This window comes from Flavobacterium sp. (genome assembly GCF_039932285.1).
Taxonomy (GTDB): Bacteria; Bacteroidota; Bacteroidia; order Flavobacteriales; family Flavobacteriaceae; genus Flavobacterium.
The window spans coordinates 1-14,711 of sequence record NZ_JBDTQE010000016.1 but is presented as its reverse complement, the minus strand read 5'-3'; the positions used below and the strand labels follow the sequence as shown (position 1 = coordinate 14,711).

The window sequence follows — 14,711 nt, the reverse complement described above, 5'->3', positions numbered from 1 at the left end:
AATCTACCAATCTTTATCGGTTTCGATAGGTTTGCCTTTTACTTTTTTTCCGTTTACTTTTTCTTGTGTTTTCTTTTCTTCGTTATTTACAGCATCCAACAAATTTTTCATTCTTTCTTGATTTGCACCACCTTGTTGTGGTTTTGGCTGCTCATTTTGTTTGTCGTCTTTAGGCTTTCCTTTCTCATCTTTCTTATCATCGCCATCTTTAGGCTTGTCTTTTTTGTCGTCTTTTGGTTCGTCCTTTTTGTCTTTATCCTTATCTTTTTTATCATCCTTTTTCTTGTCGTCTTTTTTAGGAGGATTGTCTTTTAGCATCTTTTTGGCTAAAGCATAATTATACCTTGTTTGCTCGTCTTTCGGATTATTTCTAAGTGCATTTTTATATGCTTCTACAGCTTTCGAATAATCTTTTTCTTTCATAAAAACATTACCAATATTATGAAAAGCACTAAATTTTTGTTGCTTTCCTTTTGCATTTTCTATCGCTTTTGAATAAGCGTATTTTGCTTCAGTTGGTTGGTTTTGTTTATAAATAGCGTTACCTAAATTATAAGAAGCCGCAGCTCTTTTTTCATTATTTGCTTTAGAAATTCTGTAATTGGACTCTGCAACAGCATACTCTTTTTTTACATAATTTTCATTAGCTTGTGGCAAATCGAAATCTTTTTTCTGTGAATATATTGATACAGAAAAAAATGTCATCAATATTAAAATAATATGTTTCATATTAATTTTTCTTTTTCTCGTTAAATAAATTCAATTTTTGCACCCATTTTGTTTTTCTTTCTAATAAAAAAACATCTAACAGTAATAAGAAAAACCCGATTCCTAAAAACCATTGAAATTGCGCTTGAAAACTAGCTACTTCTGTAGCATCAAATTCTGTTTTCTGAATGTTATTGAGTGATTTTTTGATAAAATTTACTGCTTCTTTAGTATTATTTCCATTTATATAACCTCCTTTTGCTGCTTTTGCAATAGCTTCTAATGCTTCTGGGCGCAATTTAGTAACAACAACTTCTCCAGTACTTTTGTCGCGATGAAAACTTTCAATCACACCATTTTTCTTATTAGGAATTGGTCCGCCAGCTGTTGTTCCGACGCCAATAGTTATGATTTTCATACCTATTTTTTTGGCTTCTGCGGCTGCACTTTCTGCTGCTTCCGAATGGTCTTCACCATCGGTAAGCATAATCATTAGTTTACTAGTGTTTGGACTTCCTTCAAAATATTTTCCTGAAAGTTTTATAGCTTCATCAAGGTTACTTCCTTGAGATGAAATCATATCTGGAGTCATGCTTTGCAAGAACATTTTGGCAACATTATAGTCGGTTGTAATGGGCAAAACTGGAAATGCGCTTCCTGCATAAGCTATAATTCCTATACGGTCGCTTCCTAAATTATTGATGATTTGTGAAACGACTTGCTTGCTTTTTTCTAATCGGTTTGGTGCAATGTCTTCGCAAAGCATACTTTTAGAAACATCGATTGCAAAAACAATATCTATTCCTTCTCGTTTTACTTTTTCTACTTTAGTTCCAATTTTTGGATTAACTAATCCTAAAATAAGCATGGCTATTCCTAATAAAATAACTCCAAACTTCAACGCTGGTTTGAAATTTGATTTCTCTGGACTTAACTTTTTTACTAATTCTAAATCGCCAAATTCTTTTTGTTTTTTTCTTTTCCAGAATTCAACGTAAAGAAAAAGTACTGCAAGTATTGGCAGCAAGAATAATAAGTATAAATATTTTGATTCGTCTAATTCCATTTTTCTTATATAAAACTTCTAAAAATAGTGTTTCGTAATATGATTTCTATTAATAATAATAAACCCGCAAGCCAAACTAGTGGTCTGTATTTTTCATCATAATTAACAAATTTTAAATCTTCGATTTCCGTTTTTTCTAATTTATTTATTTCGTTATAAATACTTTCTAAACTAGAATTGCTTTGTGCTCTAAAATATTTACCCGCTGTTTTTTTGGCAATATCTTTCATGAGTTGCTCATCTATTTCTACAGGCAACATTTTATATAAAAAACCTCCGTTTGGCGCAATAGCATAAGGAAAAGGAGCGTTCCCGTTTGTTCCGATTCCAATTGTATATACTTTAATACCAAATTCTTTAGCAAACTCTGCCGCCGTAACTGGCTCAATAAATCCTGCATTATTCACACCATCAGTCATTAATATAATCACTTTACTTTTTGCTTTACTGTCTTTTAAACGATTTACAGCGGTTGCCAATCCCATTCCGATACCTGTCCCATCTTGTAAAACATTATCATATTTGATTGTGTTTATAGCATCTAAAACAACGGCTTTGTCACTAGTAACAGGCGTTTTTGTATAAGCTTCGGCGGTGTAAACCACTACTCCTATTCTATCATTTGGGCGGGCTTCAACAAAATTAGCTGCCACTTCTTTTAGCGCTTCCATTCGGTTTGGCTTAAAATCTTTGGCAAGCATACTGCTCGAAAGATCTATTGCCATAACAATATCGATACCATTTGTAGTATTTCTTTTGTTACTCACATCGACGGTTCTTGGTCTTGCCATGGCAACAATTAATGCGCTTAAAGCCAATAATCGAATGGCAAATAATAGTGGTTTTAGTTTTGGTAAAACCGATTGTGATGCTTTAAAACCTTGTAATGAACTTATTTTTAAGGTTGGTTTCTCTTCTTTTCGTTTAAATAAATACCAACCCATAGCAAATGGAAGTAGTAAAAACAACCAAAAAAATTCTGGATTTAAAAAAGTGATATTGCTCATACTAATTTGTGATTTGTAATTCGACAGAATTTAACATTCGCTCCGATATTTTTTCTGCATTTTCGTCACCTTCTTTGTGTGCAATCATGATTTGTTGCAATCCTCCGGATTGGCTAAATAAGAGGATTTCGTAATACATTTTGTGTTTATTATTACTAAATGTTCCGTAACCTTTTATTCCTTTAATCCCTTTATCGGTAGTAAATTCCTCTTGTTTTATAATAATGTTTTGACAGCCTTGAGATTCTAATGTTTGAATCGTTCCGTTCAGAGATTGTGTTAAATCTATTTTTGTGTCTTTTTTAAATTGAATGGTTGAAACAATAATATTAAACTCTCCAACTAAACTTCCGTAACCGAACATTTGCATGTCTTTTATGAGTGCCATGGCATCCTTTGGAATCGCTTTTTTAGTATCTAAACGGGTTAATACTTTTGGGGTTTCTATCATTACCGATGGATTTCCGTAATCACTTTTTATCCAATTACCTTCTAATAATTCGGTGGTAGAATATCCTGAAAATCCGTTTATTACATAGTCTAAACCTTTGGTTGTAATTGTATAAGCTATCAGAAAAGTAACTACTCCAACTAAAATACCAGCAAAAGTCATTTTTTTCTTTCTTTGCTCTTTTTTAAGTTTAATTTCTTGTTGCTGTAATTCCCATTTTTTACTGTTTTCATCAACTACAACTGGAATAGATTTATCAAGAATTACAATTGTTTTTTCGATTCTTTCTCTATCATCGGCAATTTCGAAATCGAGTGGTTTTACTTTGGCAAATTTTACTAAATCGGCTTGTTTCAATATTTTTTCTAAACCTAGAAGTGTTTCCTTAGAAAGTTTCATCTTTTTCTTGACCGATGCTGCTCTAAGAGCGAGGATAAGTTCTGAAGTGGTGCTTTCTTTCGCAGGGATTTCAATTGCTTCTTCTATATAATCACGAGCAATATCGGTTAGTTCCGAGTAATATTCTTTTATTTCGCCTTTGGCGAGCAATTCTTTTTTCTCTAACAATTGTAATAAACTAGTTGCTTTTTCGATAGGAGAATTATATACGATTGCTTTTTCAGCTACTTTTCGGTATTTTTTCCAAAGGAAATAGCCTAAAAATCCTAAACCTAAAAACAATACAAATCCTAAAAGGTATTTCCACCAATTGCCCATTGGTTTTTCTACTAAAATAATAGGTTTGATGTCGTACATTTTTTGTTTTAATGTATCGACTTTTATATTAAAAACTTCCACTTTTATACTATCTGAAAAAACTGGAACTCTGTCTATTAAAACTGGAATTCTAGGAATTACATATTTCCCAGAATCAAATTGTGTTAAACCATATTTTTTAATTAACTCGAATTTATCACTGTCTTTGATAGTGTCAATTGGATACGATTCGATAACTTCTAAACTTCCAAAATTTTTTGCTTTTGGAAATATAACTTTTGAAGTTGGTTTTACTTTCGCCGTGAGTGTTAATGTAAATTGTGCACCAATCTTATTTTTAGTAGTATCGATAGATGTTTCGACTTTTTGGGCAAAAAGCGAAGTCGAAATAAGTAATAATATGTATAGTTTTAATTTCATTTGATTGAAGATTGAAGATTAACGATTTTTGATTTCAGATTTTTTGATTCTAGTAAATTGAAACCTTTATTGTTTACTTCTGCTTTATTTTTACTGTTTAAGAATTTGTTTTTGCTGTTTTAATACTTGAAACAAAAATTGAAATTAATTCGTTGGCTTCAAATTTTGCGATTATAATTAGATCTATATTTGATGCTAGCATTGCTTTTTCGATGATTTTCAAACAAACAAATGTTTCTCTTAATTCTTTTAAACAAATTCCCATTTTATGAATAAAGTCTTTTTTACTTTCCGCACTTTGTGCTTCACCATAATTTAATGCTGGTGATGTTCCAGAACGGATAATTTGTCCTGACAAATGATTTCCAGTATAACTTTTTTCTAAATTATTAGCTACTTTAATTATCAATACCGAAAAATCAATCAATCTGTCTTCTAAAACTTGTTTATTCATGTCTTTTAAATCTGAAATCAAAAATCGGTAATCTACATTCTTAAATCCTTATCTCGATTTAAAATAGCCTAATAATTTAGTAACATAACTTTCGTCGACTCTTGTGCTTACCGTTCCAGAACCGCATTTTGAGAATATGTCTTTAAAATAACTTACTTTTTCGTTATAATACTTTTCATATTCAAAACGTACATTTTTAGAATTGGTGTTTATCCATTGTGTTTCACCTGTTTCGGCGTCTTGCATGGCAACCAACCCTATGTTTGTCATTTTTTCTTCACGAACATCATATACACGAACACCCGTGATATCGTGCTTTTTTCCAGCTATTTTTAATGTTTTTTCGTAATCATCATCTGTAATAAAATCGGAAATCATAAAAACTATGGCTTTCTTTTTTTGTGTTCCAGACAAGAATTTTAATGCTTGCGAAATGTCTGTTTTATTGCTCTTAGGCTTAAACTCTATTAGTTCACGGATGATTCTGAGCACATGTGATTTTCCTTTTTTAGGCGGAATATACAACTCGATTTCATCGGTAAATAAAATTAAACCTATTTTGTCGTTATTTTGAGTCGCCGAAAAAGCCATTGTTGCTGCAATTTCAGTTACTATTTCACTTTTGAGTTGGTTTTTCGTTCCAAAGCTTTCTGAACCAGAAATATCGACCATAAGCATCATCGTGAGTTCTCGTTCTTCTTCAAAAACCTTTACATGTGCTTCGTTATATCTTGCCGTCACATTCCAATCGATGGCACGAATATCATCACCGTATTGATATTGTCTCACTTCTGAAAAAGTCATTCCGCGTCCTTTGAAAGACGTATGGTATTCGCCCGAAAAGATATGATCGCTCAATCTTCGGGTTTTAATTTCTATTTTTCGGACTTTTTTTAAGAGTTCTTTTGTATCCATTTTTAATTTGTTTAAAGTTTAAAAGTTTAAAGTTCCAAGGTTTTATAAACAATTTGAAACGTTAAACATTAAACAAACTTTACGGTACTTCTATTTCGTTTACGATTTTATTGATAATATCGACTGAAGTCACATTTTCTGCTTCCGCTTCATAAGTGATTCCAATTCTGTGACGTAAAACATCATGAACAACGGCGCGAACATCTTCTGGAATTACATAACCACGACGTTTGATAAAAGCATAGCATTTTGCTGCATTAGCTAAATTGATACTTCCACGAGGTGATGCTCCAAAACCAATAAGTGGTTTTAAGCTTTCTAATTTATATTTTTCTGGATAACGTGTGGCAAAAATAATATCGAGAATATATTTTTCGATTTTTTCGTCCATATAAACTTCACGAACTGCTTCTTGAGCACGAATAATTTGCTCGACTGAAACCACTGGGTTTACTTTTTGAAAACCACCATTTAGATTTTGACGAATTACCATTCGCTCATCTTCCATTTTTGGATAATCGATAACGGTTTTAAGCATAAAACGATCGACTTGTGCTTCTGGTAAAGGATAAGTTCCTTCTTGTTCGATTGGATTTTGTGTTGCAAGTACTAAAAATGGTCTTTCTAATTTGAAAGTGGTGTCGCCAATGGTTACTTGTTTTTCTTGCATGGCTTCCAAAAGTGCTGATTGAACTTTGGCTGGCGCACGGTTTATCTCATCTGCAAGGACGAAATTAGCGAAGATTGGTCCTTTTTTTATAGAAAATTCATTCGCTTTAATATTGTAAATCATCGTTCCAACAACATCGGCAGGCAATAAGTCTGGAGTAAACTGAATACGACTAAAAGATCCTTGAATAGCTTGTGATAATGTATTTATGGCTAAAGTTTTTGCTAAACCAGGAACCCCTTCAAGCAAAATATGTCCTTGTCCCAAAAGTCCAATCAGCAAACGCTCGATCATGTGCTTTTGTCCAACAATTACTTTGTTCATTTCCATGGTGAGAAGATCTATAAAAGCACTTTCTCTTTCAATTTTTTCATTAATCGCTCTAATGTCTAAAGTCGTTGTATTTTCTTCCATTTTTATTTTTTTAAAGCCGTGAATTTAACGTGTATTTTATTGTAGTGCAAATTGAATTTTTTTTTAGAAGTAAGATGTTAAAAAATGGTTAAAAATTCTTTTAAACCTACTATTTTAAGGATGATTTATGATAGTATTTGCCTATTTTTAAGATTTCAAATTTAAAACTACTAAAAATGAACTTTTCTAGAATAATTTCAGGAACAATGACTTGGGGAATTTGGGGCAAGAATTATAAGACAGATCAAATGATTGAGTTAATAAATTGCTGTCTAGAAAACAACATTACAACTTTTGATCATGCTGATATTTACGGTGGTTATACAACCGAAAATGGTTTTGGAAAAGCTTTTGGCGAAAGCCAAATAAAGCGAGAAAAAATTCAATTAATATCTAAATGTGGTATTGAACATACTGAAGGAAGAGATAATAAAATCAAGCATTATAATTACTCCGCTGCTTACATTATTCGGTCGGTCGAAAATTCACTAAAAAATTTACAAACTGATTATCTTGATACACTTTTATTGCATAGACCAAGTCCTTTAATGCAAGCTGATGAAATTGCCGAAGCGATTGAAAAACTAAAAAAGGAAGGAAAAATTAAATCTTTTGGTGTTTCTAACTTTTCTCCTATTCAAACGGAACTAATAAACCAGAGAACAAAAATTGAATTTAACCAAATTCAGTTTTCGGCAACACATTTGGAACCTATGCTAGACGGAAGTTTAGATTATATGCAATTGCATGCTATTACACCAATGTCATGGAATCCGTTGGGAACTATTTTTAAAGAGAAGAATGAAAAAATGATACGTTTACATATACTTTTAGACCAATTGGAAATTAAATATAATGTAACTAAAGATGTGTTACTTTTATCATGGATTATGCAACACCCTGCTGGTATATTACCCGTTATTGGCACAACAAATCTAGATAGAATTAAAAACAGTGGTGAATCTATTTCTACAAAATTAGAACTAGAAGATTGGTTTGCTATTTGGACCGAAAGCGTTGGTCATAAAGTGCCTTAAATTTTTAAAAAAATGATAAACAAACGACTTCTTATTAAGAATTTACTAGCTCACAACGATGAGTGCAGTTTTTATGACAAGAAGCGTCAGTTAAATCTCCATTCTCGCGAGGGAAAAGCGAAGTTTTTGAAACATATTTGTGCTTTATCCAACTCGAATCCTACAAACAATTCTTACATTGTTGTTGGGGTTGAAGATTCTGATAATGAGATTGTTGGTGATGATTTTTTTGATGACAGTAGAATTCAGAACTTGGTAAATGCTTTTTTAGAAAATCCTCCAAAAATTCAGTACGAAAATGTGCCTTTTCCCAATCTCCCAAAAGATAAAGTTATAGGATTAGTAACCATAAAACCCAATAATAAAGTATCCTTTTTTAAGAAAGGAATTCATACGATTGTTGCCAATTCGACTTTCAAACGTGTGGGAAGCAATACTATTCCTACTGAAGAAAAAATTCCTTTTTCTAAACAAAATACAGAAGCTGTAATTAGTATCGAAAATAATTCGCGAAATAGTATTGGTTATACGCTAGAAGGCGTTCTAGACTTTATAAACATTCGACATAAAGATATGTTTAATGATTATAAAGTTTTTAAAGAATTATTTGTAGTTTGCTGGTCAGGAAATAAGAAAAAAGTAAAAAATGAAACCTATTTTTCTCGGGTTGATATCGAGTTAATAAATGAGCAGGTAAAACTTTTTTATTCGGCACAAGATGAAGTTTCGATAGAATATAATGATAATTATTTTGCAATTACCGAATATATTTCTCTTGGTTTGAACGACAAAACGAGTTATTATCCGCTAGAAAAAGTAACCATTACCTTTTTTGACAATGGTTATTATAAGATAGAAAACAAAATGCTATTTGAACCGCCAGAATTCAACAAGAAAATGTTATATCATATTTATAACACAAATTTGTCGTTGATTTCAAAAATGGAAAAAGGCATTTTATTGATTGAAAAGGAAATTAAAGACCTTGAAAAATTGCCTTATACATTCATGATTTGTTATCTTAATGGATTTGATGAGGCGAAACAAAAACTAATAGATGCCAAACATTTATTAAAACCGTATTCTCAAGTTTATCTGAGTTTTAAAGAAGCCTTAAGAGTTTTAAGAAAAATGAAATATAATGGTAATGGTCTTGATACTAATTATAATCATAGTCATTAAAATTATCTAAAAAATAATCTAAGTCATATATACTTCTTATTGTATGATATAGCATAAGAAACCAAAGAACAAGAATTCCAAAAAGATTAAAAATAATTGAAACACCTATTTTTTTATCATTTATAAGATAATAACCTTCTTTAAAAGACAATGAAATATTTTCAAAACCCGGTTGCTTTATAAGATTAAGCAAATAACCAATTGATATAACCGCATTTAGAACTAACATCACAAATACAGCAAGAGCAAATGTTGTAATAAACAAACTATATCTAGTTTGTTTATCTAAATTTTGTAAGTTTTTTATCATAGCTAAAAAATTTAATAAGAATTGTCTATTCCTTTAGAAAAAAGATTCTAAATAGAATAGACAATCTTGAGGTTAAAAAGATATTGGGGCTATCTATCTATATATAATTCAAATTTATTTGTTTTTAGCGAATGTGATTTACGGTTTTCCCGTATATCTTGTTAAAATTTTGAATTGAAAGGTGGCACAAGTAATAAAAGACAATTTTAAACTAAGCCTAACGTTTTAGCCTCCCTAATTATATCTTCATCATTCCCCCCATTTTTAATACCAAAATAATCACGTATTTGAACTTTCCTTTTTTCAATAGCGCTTAAGGATAAATTTAGATGATTGGGAAGGTTCTTAGTTTTTATACCTTGTGATAACAAGGAAATGATTTGTCGATTTTGTTGGTCTAAAACACTTGATTTAGAGAGTATTTCTTTTAGATTCTGGCTTACTGTTATACTATGATAAATCTCGCCCATCATTATTTTGTCAAAGGCAGATAACAATTCATCAGCACTAAAATCACTTTTTATCAATAATCCGTTGGGTTCGACTTTTCTAATCAAATCATATAGTAAAATTGCTTCTGTATGTGAGGTTAACATCACTATTTTAGAATCTGGCAAGTGACTCTTTACTAGCATGGCTAGATCTTGTCCTGACATAATATTCATTTGTTCATAGGGAGGCAAGCTAAAATCTAAAAAAACTAAATCAAAATAAATTTTACTAGATTTACTTTCATTTGTAATTATTTTATAAGCACTTTCGCAACTATGAGCTGCAGTAGTTTCAATTTCTAATCCTAAATTATTATATGACAAAATAATTTTATACCCTTCAATCATTGACGGGTGATCATCGACCATTAGGATTTTTAATTTATTTTGCATGTGTTTATTAACTTTTTAATGGAAATTATATAGGAATAACCAAGTTCATTTGCGTTCCTTTTCCTTTATTTGATTTAATATCTAAAATCCCGTTAATCATTTTGGTTCTAGACTGAATATTTTTTAGTCCAATTCCTTGTTTTACTTTTTTTATATTAAAACCAATTCCATTATCGCTTATTTTAACATGAATGCTATTTTCATGTTTACTTATCTCAGCAATAACAATGTTTGCTTTTGCATATTTTCGAATATTTTGCAGTGTTTCTTGAAATATTCTATATAAATGCATTTTAGTTGATGATTCTATTGTTTCCCAGCTTATCGCATCATCAATTTCTATTTGACCATTCACTTGTGAAGTAGTTTTTAGATCATCAAACAAAGCAGTTATAATTGTCTTAAAACTATCTTTTCCTGCAAAAATATCTTTATTTAAATCATGCGATATTTCTCTTATTTCTTTTTCAATATTTTGAATTTCTGCAATATGCAAAAGACATTTTTTTATTGTTTCCTCATCTGTTTTTTTATTTAGAACAAACAAATTTAACCTTGTACTGGTTAGTTTACTCATTATTCCGTCGTGCAATTCTTGTGCAATACGCTTTTTTTCATTTTGTCTTCCTTCATCAATTCGGCTTTGTTGATCTAACATTAGCTGATAAATCTCCTCATTTGCTTTCCGTTGCTGTTGTTCAAACTGCAATTCTTTATTTTTAGAATGCTGTAATTTTGCAAAATATAATAGCGCAATAATTAATATAAAAAACAAGCTAAAACCAAGAATTACCCATCTTTGATAAGAAATTTTATCTTTTTCGACTTCAATATTTTTCTTCTGATTTAAAATCTCATCTGTTTCAAACTCAATTCTTGCAAATTTATTGCGTGTGGTTCGTTCATTATTTTGAAGACTATCTGTTAGCTTTATAAATCGATTATTGTAATATGAATCATTTTTAGGATCAATTTTAGCGAGTAGTTCCAGTGCTTTTAGTTCGTCTTCAAAAATTTTGTTATTATGAGCTATCATTTTCGCTTGTGCGCTAAATAATAAAGCTTTTGCAGTATCTTGATTTGCAAAATAATATTCTGAAAGATTAATTTTGCTAGAAACTATTCCTGGAATATTATTTAGGGAATCTCTTATTTTTAATGCTTTATATAATAACAAAAAATCTGATTTGTCATCTAATTTAAATTTAGAATAGCCTAAATTATTAATTAAATTAGCAAATAATAATGGCTCTGTATTACGGAAATCGGAAATGCCTAATGCTCTTTTAAAATAAAAAACTGCTTTTCTATGATCATTTTCTTTCTGACAAACCCTTCCTAAATAATTATATGTCTGTGCTTTGAGTGATAAATATTGTGGATCATTTTTTAACTGACTTGTAACATCGTCCGCTTTATTATAATAAATTAAAGATTGCTTTGTATTATTACTCCCTTCAAGTGCATTTCCTAGTGCAATGTAACATTCATATAACAATCTAAAATCTTTTTTATTTTTTAAGGTTTTTAATATATTCACTACGGCTATTTCGCAGCCCGAAAAATCTTTTTCATAAAACAAAATATTAGCTTTATAAAGCCTAAGTCTATCTATATCTTCATTATTATTTATATGTAAATACATTTTTTCAGCTTTACTATAATAATAATAAGCACTGTCATTAATGAATTTACCATAATGATAATCTCCAATATATTGCAAAGCTTTTGCCATACTAAGAGAATCTCTGCTTTCTTGAGATAAAGCATAAATTTTCCTAGATGTTTTTAGGTATTTTTCACTTTCGTTAAGATTATAATGCCTCCCAGCTAGCTTAAAATAGTAACGTCTGGTCAATGAATCATTTGTTTTGTTACTTAAAACAAACAAAACTTGATCTGCATATTTGTCCCTTTGTATCTTATCTATTTTATAACTATAGGATCTAGACAATAAAGTATCAATATTATCCTCATTTAAGTTTAATAGCTGGTTACTTTCTTTCTGATTACAACTAAATATAAAGAAAGAAAACAGAATTATAAAAAATATTTTTTTCAAATTAAATTTCAATATTAATAAATAAAATCAAATTTAGCCTTTTTAGAATTTACTATAAAGACTTATTATATTTATCTTTTATATTACATTGGTTTTGGCATCGGAATTGGCGGATCAATATCGGTAGTTACATTCAGGTTTACCTGATTATTATCTAGAACATCTTCTACATTACATGATACAAATGTTAGTAGTAAAGTAATAATTGCTAATGAATAAATGATTGTTTTCATGATTTCTATGGAATTTAATTAATAACTTAGTTGTTATGTTTTCTTTTATAAGAGAAAGTCGCTTTTTAGTTTTATAATTTTATTCAAAATTATAACCCTCCTAAAAATAAATTTTACGGTTTTCCCTCACATTTTGTTAAATTTTTTATTTAAATAAAATGATAGGCTGTAAAAAAAATTCTTAACCTTGAAGAAAAATCAAACCATGTAATCAACAAAAAACCAGAGTATTATATGTTTTTTAATGTCTAAAAAACCAATTTAGATTGTTTCGAATATTTAGCTTCTATATAATGGGGGGAAGGTTTTAGATATTTAAAACACAACCACAATAAGTTTACGATTCGTAAATTAATTACAGTAAAAATTCTAATTTATCGCATCATATTGAAAGTAGGTATACTAATTTAGCATGGAGAAAAAGTTAAGTAACAGCCTTAATTTAAGCACATGGAAACAATCTAAAAAATTGATAATATTTATTTAAGGAGTAGCAATTGAATTAAGCAAAGAAATATAAGCCAATCATAGAGCTTTGGCATTCGAGTTAGAATGTTGTATAAATGAAGTAAGGAATTGAGACCTTTGGAACTAGCGTTTTTCCAATAACAAAAACTATAAAACAAAAAAGTAAAAGACATTTGTCGAGGTTTAGATTTTAGAGGAATTAGCGTTTTTATTCATTACTTCGTTTCGGCATAAAACACTCCGTTTTAAAGTTCTCACTTGCTTAAAAAGATTAGGAATAACTTCAATAAAATACAACAAAGCTAAAACATAATTTTTAGAGAAACCCAAATTAAAGATATAAATCAAATTCAAATAGTTAGAAATTCTGTAAAAGAAAATACTTTGTCAAATCCAGCATTAGTAAGTAACTTAGAATGCGAAAATTTTATTATAAAACGTGGGAAAGGATGGGTTGCTTGGAAAAAATGAAATCAAGTTTGAAATCACAAATAATGATTAAAAAAAGTACCTAAACGGTAATTAACAGCAATTGTAAAATAAACTTTATTCTCCATTCCTGTCTATTTACTTCAAGCGCTCAAACAATAAGTACACCAAACAATAAGAAATATGAACTCACTTTTTACTCAAATTATTGTTAAGACTATATTAACAACCCGAAACAAAAAATCGGCCAAAAATAGCTATTCTAGCTATGTAATTGCAAAAGCATACCGAGCATTTTTAATTTCTACAAAAAGAAATATTAAGAATTTCTTACTAATAACTATTGGTATTTTTTCTGCTTCATTTGGATTTAAAGGGTTTTTACTTACAAATCACTTTATTGATGGCGGAGCCACAGGTATAGCACTACTCATATCAGCATTAACAGAAATTCCACTTTATATCCTTATCATTTGTGTAAATATTCCGTTTATTATACTTGCTTATGTTATTATGGGAAGACAATTTGCTATCAAGACAGTCTTTGCAATAGCAGGTCTTTCAATTTGTTTAGCAACTATAACTTTTCCAAATGTAACCAACGATAATTTATTAGTATCTATATTTGGTGGCTTCTTTCTTGGTGCGGGGATTGGTTTTACTATTCGTGGAGGTGCTGTTATTGATGGCACAGAAGTCCTTGCAATATTTTTAAGTAGAAAATTAGCAGCCACAATCGGCGATATTATTATTCTAATCAATGTGATTATTTTTTCAGCAGCTGCATATTTTTTAAGTATTGAAGTAGCCCTTTATTCAATGATTACTTATTTATCTGCATCAAAAACCTTAGATTTTATTATTGAAGGTATTGAGGAGTACATTGGAGTAACCATCGTTGCTTCACGTAGTGACGAAATAAGACAAATGATAATTACTAAAATGGGGCGTGGAGTGACAGTTTATAATGGAAAACGTGGTTATGGAAAACGTGGAGAAATCAAACAAATTGACATCATATATACAGTTATTACACGACTTGAATTAAACAAACTTAATACCGAAATTGAAAAAATAGAACCTAGTGCATTTGTAGTAATGAATAGTGTAAAAGACACAAAAGGAGGAATGATTAAAAAGCGCCCTTTAAATCATTGATAGAAAATAATACGGCCAATGTAAATCTTTCCAAAATAAATGAGAAGACTGAATCCAAATATTTAGAATTCAAATAACCATATAATGATTATTTGAATTCCTCCAAAAATTATTAGTAATAAGCTA

14 protein-coding genes are annotated in these 14,711 nt (G+C 29.9%); 3 read left to right on the top strand and 11 right to left on the bottom strand.

Annotated features, from left to right (window positions below):
* Positions 1–3: 3 nt before the first annotated feature.
* The 7 genes from ABI549_RS04995 to ABI549_RS04965 form a co-directional block, all read right to left on the bottom strand.
* Complete coding sequence (locus ABI549_RS04995) at positions 4–729, bottom strand: tetratricopeptide repeat protein (protein ID WP_348075356.1); 726 nt, start codon at positions 727–729, stop codon at positions 4–6.
* Between the two features lies 1 nt (position 730).
* Entirely contained in the window at positions 731–1,774 is a 1,044-nt protein-coding gene (locus ABI549_RS04990; protein WP_348075355.1) for a VWA domain-containing protein, read from the bottom strand.
* A gap of 5 nt (positions 1,775–1,779) precedes the next feature.
* Positions 1,780–2,781, bottom strand: coding sequence for a VWA domain-containing protein (locus tag ABI549_RS04985; RefSeq protein WP_348075354.1), 1,002 nt, complete (start codon positions 2,779–2,781; stop codon positions 1,780–1,782).
* Between the two features lies 1 nt (position 2,782).
* Complete coding sequence (locus ABI549_RS04980; RefSeq protein WP_348075353.1) at positions 2,783–4,369, bottom strand: hypothetical protein; 1,587 nt, start codon at positions 4,367–4,369, stop codon at positions 2,783–2,785.
* A gap of 97 nt (positions 4,370–4,466) precedes the next feature.
* Positions 4,467–4,823: a four helix bundle protein gene (locus ABI549_RS04975; protein WP_348075352.1), complete on the bottom strand. Its 357-nt coding sequence runs from the start codon at positions 4,821–4,823 to the stop codon at positions 4,467–4,469.
* Positions 4,824–4,871: 48 nt separating this feature from the next.
* Positions 4,872–5,738 carry a DUF58 domain-containing protein gene (locus ABI549_RS04970; RefSeq protein ID WP_348075351.1) on the bottom strand — a complete coding sequence of 289 codons (867 nt, stop codon included), beginning with the start codon at positions 5,736–5,738 and terminating at the stop codon, positions 4,872–4,874.
* 79 nt (positions 5,739–5,817) lie between these two features.
* Positions 5,818–6,822 (bottom strand): MoxR family ATPase, encoded by a 1,005-nt coding sequence (locus ABI549_RS04965; RefSeq protein WP_348075350.1) that lies wholly within the window; start codon positions 6,820–6,822, stop codon positions 5,818–5,820.
* A 176-nt stretch (positions 6,823–6,998) separates the two neighbouring features.
* Between ABI549_RS04965 and ABI549_RS04960 the strand changes: the two genes are divergently transcribed.
* Together ABI549_RS04960 and ABI549_RS04955 are read left to right on the top strand one after the other, a co-directional pair.
* Positions 6,999–7,859 carry an aldo/keto reductase gene (locus ABI549_RS04960; RefSeq protein ID WP_348075349.1) on the top strand — a complete coding sequence of 287 codons (861 nt, stop codon included), beginning with the start codon at positions 6,999–7,001 and terminating at the stop codon, positions 7,857–7,859.
* A 12-nt stretch (positions 7,860–7,871) separates the two neighbouring features.
* Entirely contained in the window at positions 7,872–9,041 is a 1,170-nt protein-coding gene (locus tag ABI549_RS04955; RefSeq protein WP_348075348.1) for an ATP-binding protein, read from the top strand.
* Here ABI549_RS04955 and ABI549_RS04950 read toward each other — a convergent pair.
* The 4 genes from ABI549_RS04950 to ABI549_RS04935 all read right to left on the bottom strand — a co-directional run bounded on the left by ABI549_RS04950 (position 9,019) and on the right by ABI549_RS04935 (position 12,530).
* On the bottom strand, positions 9,019–9,351 hold the full coding sequence (locus ABI549_RS04950) for a hypothetical protein (protein ID WP_348075347.1): 333 nt from the start codon (positions 9,349–9,351) through the stop codon (positions 9,019–9,021). The two genes, ABI549_RS04955 and ABI549_RS04950, sit on opposite strands and share 23 nt — an antisense overlap.
* 206 nt (positions 9,352–9,557) lie before the next feature.
* Entirely contained in the window at positions 9,558–10,235 is a 678-nt protein-coding gene (locus ABI549_RS04945) for a response regulator (RefSeq protein WP_348075346.1), read from the bottom strand.
* A gap of 25 nt (positions 10,236–10,260) precedes the next feature.
* Positions 10,261–12,297, bottom strand: coding sequence for an ATP-binding protein (locus ABI549_RS04940; RefSeq protein ID WP_348075345.1), 2,037 nt, complete (start codon positions 12,295–12,297; stop codon positions 10,261–10,263).
* 83 nt (positions 12,298–12,380) lie between these two features.
* Positions 12,381–12,530 carry a hypothetical protein gene (locus ABI549_RS04935; RefSeq protein ID WP_348075344.1) on the bottom strand — a complete coding sequence of 50 codons (150 nt, stop codon included), beginning with the start codon at positions 12,528–12,530 and terminating at the stop codon, positions 12,381–12,383.
* 1,080 nt (positions 12,531–13,610) lie between these two features.
* Here ABI549_RS04935 and ABI549_RS04930 point away from each other — a divergent pair.
* Positions 13,611–14,585: a YitT family protein gene (locus tag ABI549_RS04930; protein WP_348075343.1), complete on the top strand. Its 975-nt coding sequence runs from the start codon at positions 13,611–13,613 to the stop codon at positions 14,583–14,585.
* The last annotated feature ends 126 nt before the right edge of the window (positions 14,586–14,711 follow it).

Bases quoted from the DNA above. Each gene is read 5' to 3' on its own strand.
- ABI549_RS04945 (WP_348075346.1), bottom strand. From the start codon at position 10,235: ATGCAAAATAAATTAAAAATCCTAATGGTCGATGATCACCCGTCAATG.
- ABI549_RS04965 (WP_348075350.1), bottom strand. From the start codon at position 6,822: ATGGAAGAAAATACAACGACTTTAGACATTAGAGCGATTAATGAAAAA.
- ABI549_RS04950 (WP_348075347.1), bottom strand. From the start codon at position 9,351: ATGATAAAAAACTTACAAAATTTAGATAAACAAACTAGATATAGTTTG.
- ABI549_RS04995 (WP_348075356.1), bottom strand. From the start codon at position 729: ATGAAACATATTATTTTAATATTGATGACATTTTTTTCTGTATCAATA.
- ABI549_RS04980 (WP_348075353.1), bottom strand. From the start codon at position 4,369: ATGAAATTAAAACTATACATATTATTACTTATTTCGACTTCGCTTTTT.
- ABI549_RS04985 (WP_348075354.1), bottom strand. From the start codon at position 2,781: ATGAGCAATATCACTTTTTTAAATCCAGAATTTTTTTGGTTGTTTTTA.
- ABI549_RS04960 (WP_348075349.1), top strand. From the start codon at position 6,999: ATGAACTTTTCTAGAATAATTTCAGGAACAATGACTTGGGGAATTTGG.
- ABI549_RS04975 (WP_348075352.1), bottom strand. From the start codon at position 4,823: ATGAATAAACAAGTTTTAGAAGACAGATTGATTGATTTTTCGGTATTG.
- ABI549_RS04990 (WP_348075355.1), bottom strand. From the start codon at position 1,774: ATGGAATTAGACGAATCAAAATATTTATACTTATTATTCTTGCTGCCA.
- ABI549_RS04970 (WP_348075351.1), bottom strand. From the start codon at position 5,738: ATGGATACAAAAGAACTCTTAAAAAAAGTCCGAAAAATAGAAATTAAA.
- ABI549_RS04935 (WP_348075344.1), bottom strand. From the start codon at position 12,530: ATGAAAACAATCATTTATTCATTAGCAATTATTACTTTACTACTAACA.
- ABI549_RS04930 (WP_348075343.1), top strand. From the start codon at position 13,611: ATGAACTCACTTTTTACTCAAATTATTGTTAAGACTATATTAACAACC.
- ABI549_RS04955 (WP_348075348.1), top strand. From the start codon at position 7,872: ATGATAAACAAACGACTTCTTATTAAGAATTTACTAGCTCACAACGAT.